This window comes from Pseudomonas sp. 05N434 (assembly GCF_056396965.1).
Map to the genome: position 1 here is coordinate 1 of NZ_JBFTMK010000577.1, position 5,694 is coordinate 5,694.

Annotated in this window: 5 protein-coding genes; all 5 read left to right on the top strand. The window is 55.8% G+C overall.

Annotated elements, in window-relative coordinates; genetic code table 11:
- On the top strand, positions 1-996 hold a 996-nt coding region (locus AC1DLB_RS26110; RefSeq protein ID WP_477785923.1), incomplete at its 5' end, for a class I adenylate-forming enzyme family protein.
- The gene (locus tag AC1DLB_RS26115) at positions 986-1,597 is read left to right on the top strand and encodes an HAD-IB family hydrolase (RefSeq protein ID WP_018927948.1); all 612 of its coding nucleotides are present in this window, start codon (positions 986-988) and stop codon (positions 1,595-1,597) included. The genes AC1DLB_RS26110 and AC1DLB_RS26115, both read left to right, overlap by 11 nt.
- Positions 1,598-1,663: 66 nt before the next feature.
- Positions 1,664-2,968 carry an FAD-dependent monooxygenase gene (locus AC1DLB_RS26120; RefSeq protein ID WP_477785925.1) on the top strand — a complete coding sequence of 435 codons (1,305 nt, stop codon included), beginning with the start codon at positions 1,664-1,666 and terminating at the stop codon, positions 2,966-2,968.
- A 248-nt stretch (positions 2,969-3,216) separates the two neighbouring features.
- The gene (locus AC1DLB_RS26125; protein WP_477744397.1) at positions 3,217-4,302 is read left to right on the top strand and encodes an acyl carrier protein; all 1,086 of its coding nucleotides are present in this window, start codon (positions 3,217-3,219) and stop codon (positions 4,300-4,302) included.
- A gap of 83 nt (positions 4,303-4,385) precedes the next feature.
- The coding region (locus AC1DLB_RS26130) for a beta-ketoacyl [acyl carrier protein] synthase domain-containing protein (protein ID WP_477785924.1) at positions 4,386-5,694 on the top strand (1,309 nt) is incomplete at its 3' end.

Here is a 5,694-nt window from a genome sequence, read left to right on the forward strand (position 1 = left end):
GTACAGGTCACCTACCGGGGCATCGGTAAACCGCTGGCCGTTTCTCACCGCTACCTTGATTTGACGCAATCGAGTGATGGCCTGCATGAGCAGTTTCATCTTCAAGGTGTCGGTTCCGTTCATCTGGTGACGCTGCCGCTGTATGCCATCTTCGGCCTGTCGGTGATGATGGTTTTCCCCTTGAGCGTGGGCGCCACACTGTTAATGACTAACACCCTGCTCAACAGGGATCTGGCAGAAGTCTTGTCCCAGCATAAGGTCACCTTTGCCTGCCTGGTTCCCGACGTCATTCGCTACTTCAATACACGACTGGCCAAACGCAAGGGCGCGCTGTTGCCGTTGCACCCTCACCTGATGATTTATTCGGGTGGCAGCCATTTACCCGCAGACGAAGCCGAGAAACGGGGAAGACTGCTGGGGTGCAATCCGGTGCTGCAAGGCTATGGATTGACCGAGAGCATGCCGGTGATTGTCCAGAGCTCGATTGGCAAGGTCCATCGCGGCGCCATGGGACAACCGATCAGAGGCGTAGAACTACGGGTCGTCGATGCCGAAGGGCGGGATGTCGCACCCGGACGGATTGGCGAACTGCTGATTCGCGGTTCGATGGTGATTGACGGCTATAACGATGCAGAGGACGCCAATGCCCGGTTCTTCCGTGATGGTTGGCTACACACGGGTGATCTGGTCTGGCGGGACGACGACGGGCATGTGTTCTTCTATTGCCAACGCCTGCGAATCTCGAAGATCAAAGCGCAAATGGTCGACCTGACTGAAATCGAATCCATTGCCCTGAAGCACCCGGATGTAGTGCGCGCGAAAGCTTACATCGTCCCGGACAACAAGGAGGTCAACGTACTGCACCTGTGCGTTGAAGGGAGCGGCGACCTGACCCAGAGCGCTGTCTCTACCCTGCTCTCGCGCTACCTCTCGGGCTTCAAGTTGCCCAAAACCATCGAGATCATCTCTCTCAAGGAAGAGATTCATGCAAGCTAATGGCACACAACCGGTACTGGCCGTGTTTGACTTTGACGGCACATTGACCGACAGACATACGTTCTGGCGCTACATGCGTTATATCGTGGGAACCCGATCATTCTGGCTCAGGATCATTCCCCTGCTGCCCAAAATGCTCAGTGTAATCGTTGGCATCACGCCATTGATGCAAGCCCGACTGGCATTCATTGCCTGTTATCTGGGCGGTCTGTCCGTTGAGCAAGAGCGCGAGCATGCCAAGTATTTCATCAGCGAGCTGCTACCGCTCTGGCTCAGGCCCGAGGCCCTGCGCCGGCTGCAATGGCATCAGTCCATGGGGCATGTCACTGCGCTGGTCAGCAACTCGCCGGAAAACTACCTGATTCCCTGGGGTCAGGCAGCGGGTTTTGACTATGTCTGCGGCACTCGCCTGGCGACGGCGAAGAACAAACTGACCGGAGGAATATCAGGTACCAACTGTGTTGAGAGAGAGAAAGTCACACGGCTCAAGGGCTGCCTGAGCAACCTTGATGACTTTTACATTTATGCCTACGGGGATTCATCCGGTGACGATGCCCTGCTCGGCATTGCCAACTCTCCCTTCTACAGAAACTGGTACTAACCGATGAACACTCTGAGCACTTTGGCCCCCAAGCACTTCAGCCAACCCGGTAATACCCCGACAGTCATGATCGTAGGCGCCGGCCCGATTGGCCTGTCCCTGGCAATCATGCTGAAGAAGTGGGGCGTCTCTTTTCGCATCATTGAAAAGAATGCCGGTCCCTCGACCGCTACCAAAGCGATGGCCATCCATTCCAGAACCCTGGAAATTTTCCGAGATCTGGGAGTTGCCGATCAGGCCATCAGCGACGGATTCACTATCAACCAGTTTTCGGTGCAATCGAACGCCAAACGGGTGCTGAACTACAACTTCTCCTACCTGGACGCCACCTACCCCCTGCTCCTCAGCCTGCCACAACCGCAGACAGAGAAGATTCTGCTTGAGCGACTGAACAAGTTGGGAGCAGATGTTGAATGGAATACCGAGCTGGTCGATATAGAAAACCAGCCGGGCTCGGTGCAGATGACGCTTCAGCATGCGGACGGCAGCGCCGAGTCCTTTTCCAGCCGCTGGGTGGTCGCGTGCGACGGTGCTCGCAGCAACATCAGAAAACGTCTTGATATGACCTTCGAAGGATCGTCCTACGACCGCTTCTTCATGCTCGCCGATGCCGATATCGAGTGGTCTGGAAGCAAGGACGAAGGCGCTTTCTTCCTGGGTGCACAGGACGGTTATGTCGCGGTCGCGCCGATCAGCGCTCAATCCCGTTATCGACTTTTCATCGAGATGCCCTACAACCTGCCACCAGAAGGTGAGCGCCCTTCCTTGAGCCTGGAGAACTTTCAGCGGTTGTGCGAAGGACGCGGGCAAAAGATGACGTTGTCCAATATTTCATCGACCACCATCGCCTCTTTCCAACATCGCCGCGTGCAGTCGTTGCAGCAAGGCTCTGTGTTTCTGGTGGGCGACTCGGCTCATATCGGCAGCCCGATCGGTGGCCAATGGATGAACCTGGGGGTTTCCGAGGCCTATAACCTGGCGTGGAAAATGGCCTATGTCGATCAGGGCCTGGCTGATCCATCGTTGCTGGAAAGCTACAACGAAGAGCGTTACCCGGTGGCCCTGGAAGTCGAGAACACGGCACATCGACTGACCGGACTCATTACCGTCAAGCATCGCGCCCTCGTTTGGCTGCGCGACAATGTTCTGCCACTGATAAGCAACAGGCGCAAGGTTCAGCGCAAACTGCCGTCGATGATTTCCGGTCATCAGTACCACTACGGCAAGAGTGATTACATCCAGGAATCGCTGACGAAAAAGCAGCGCATGAATTGGGATGCCTTCCTGGCACTCGACGTTGCTGGACCCCGATTGGCGGCTGCACAAGCGTTACCATGCCAAAGCGGGCACGTTGATGTTGATTCGTCCTGACGGCTACATCGCTTTCCAGGGAGCCGATGCAATAACGCTCTTCACTTATCTGAACGTAAGATCCGGGCTGCTCAAAGGAGCCAGAAAAACAACATCTTCCGAGATCGACGCAGTGGAACTCCAACTTTAAGTCGCTATATGGCTACTGCCAACCTGGTTCATTGATTCACACAAGGCCCACCCCTGGGCCAAGACTTTTTATTTCTTGTTTGTAGAAAACATATACCGACTTTGGTTAGGAGAACCTCATGCGCTTCCAACTCAACGATGTTGTGCAGGAATTCATCGTGTCCAATGGAAAAATAGCCAACAGCTATTTTTCTCTTTCAGAAAAAATCATTGATTCACTGTGCGAGTCCAATATCGCAAAAGAATCAATATTGATGCGTTTGCTGGAGCAGGCCGAATCCGTCACTGCGCACTACTTCAATGCTCATCAACAAGTCCTCGAGGGCGTTTATGCCAATGGGATTGAAGCCCCCGTCAATAAAAACCTTGCGGTGCTGGAGCCCGTACACTCGAACCCGGTAATACTGGAATCGACACCTATTGCGGAACAAACACCCGCACTCAACTACGGGCAATGGCTGCGCGCCGAAATAAGTACGGTCACAGGATTCAAAAAAGAACAAATCGACTTCGATCAAAGTTTCGAAAGCCTGGGTATCGACTCTCTCGGCATGGTCGATATTTTCGAATCCCTGGCCCAGCACTTCCCGGAAAAGAAAGAGCTCACCTCGCAGCTCTTTGATGCCCCCACTCCTACCGCCTTGCTGGCGCGGCTTGAAGCCGATCCGCAGGCACCTGCCGTGGATGTCGAAGCATGGGTACTGGAACAACTGGCGAATATCACCGGTTTTACGGTTGACCAGATCGACCAAAAACAAAGCTATGAAAGCCTGGGCCTGGACTCCCTCGTGCAGCTGGACTTCCTGGAGTCGGTCGTCGCATTGTGGCCGCAACTCAAGGCCAACAGCACTGAGCTGGCCAACGCCAAGTATCCGCAGGCAACAATCGCCCTGATTAAAGCCGCCCTGGCCGCCCCCGAGTCGACATCAACACCCGCTACCGAAGTGCAAGCACCTGCCACAACGGACGACCAAGGGCAGGCAAGCAACCTGCTTTTCAACTCCCTGTCACCCCTGATCCCGGACGCGCCACAGTCGATCGACATTGAGACGCCCTTTGCACAGTTGGGGCTCAACGGTTTTGCCCGAGAAGCACTCTGCCAATCAATGGCGCAACAGTGCTCTGCCAGCGAGTTTGCCGGTGAAGCACTGATGTCGCGTCGTACGCCGCAGGACGCCTTGTCGCTTCTGGCACGACTGAGCTGAAGCACTGAGCCGCTGTAAAAAATGGCATGGAATCCGGGTGATCGGACAGATCACCCAGCATTTTGGCAATCAGGAGACAGGGTATGAATGGCGCGGTAACAACAGAGGGCGACTTTTGCTTCAGCGCAATGGCCGGCGAGTTTCCCGGGGCACCGTCAACGGATGCGCTTTGGCATTTGCTGACGCAAGGACAGATAGCACCTATCAATTCGATGCTGACACGCTGGGAACTGGATAAGGCGTCAATCTATTCAGCAAAGGCAGGTGAAAAGGATCGCGTTTACCTGGACAGCGCTTTTTGCCTGACCGATGACGCATCAACCCCTTCACGGCATGAAGGACGGCAGGTCGCCATCGGTAAGAAAGTACTGCAGACACTCCTCGCCCAGCTTGCCGGACAAGGCTCGACTCTGATCAAGGAACGCACCGCATTGGTGGTCGCAACATCCTGGAGTGACGAGAGTTATTTCGTCACCGGCATGTCCGGAAAAACCGAAGCACCACAGGGCTACACGCCGGGTGAACAAGTGGCTGAACTGGCGGCGGCTTTTGCCTTCGGTGGCCCGGCGTTATCGGTCGACACCGCCTGTAGTTCGTTCCCCTATGCAATCGACATGGCTCAGGCCCTGGTCAATAGCGGACAGGCGGATAACGCGATTGTCATGGCTCTGAACACCGTGCTGCCACCGGCACTGTTTCTGGGGTTCTCGCAGTTGACCGCCTTTTCCGCCCGGGCCCAAATGCAGGCATTCGGTCAGGACGCTGACGGTATTGTGCCGGGCGAATGTGCAGTCGCCTTTTTGGTCGAACCTGTATCGCAGGCCCTGATTGCGCAGCGCCGCCCCCTGGGCGTTTTACGGGCATTGGGAATGTCCGCCGATGGCGCCGAAGGTTCAGTGTTTGCGCCTGGCAAACAGGCCCAGTACACGGCTTACCAGCGTGCCTATATCGGTCTTGATCCCAATGACGTGGACTACATCGAAACCCATGGCACCGGTACTCCGCTGGGTGATGCGACAGAGCTGGACTCGCTGAACAGCTTCTTCGCCCCCCATTGCACAGACGGCAAAAAAATCACCATCGGTTCGATCAAGTCCGTCATTGGCCACCCACTGGCCGCCGCTGGAGGCGCTTCGCTCGCCAAGGCGCTGATGATCTTGCGTCACAAAGGGATTCCACCTCAGCCCGACTACCGAACCAGCGCAAAAGTCGACGAGACCAGCCTGCGACTGGCCACAAGGCAGATACAGCCCCTCGCGGACCGGCAGTCAGCGATCCGTATAGGCATCTCGAGCTTTGGCTTTGGCGGCGCCAATGCGCATCTGGTAGTGGATGAATATATTCCCGACAACCGCCCTGTCGCCCCTCAAGCCAACCCCGGCGTGTTAATGC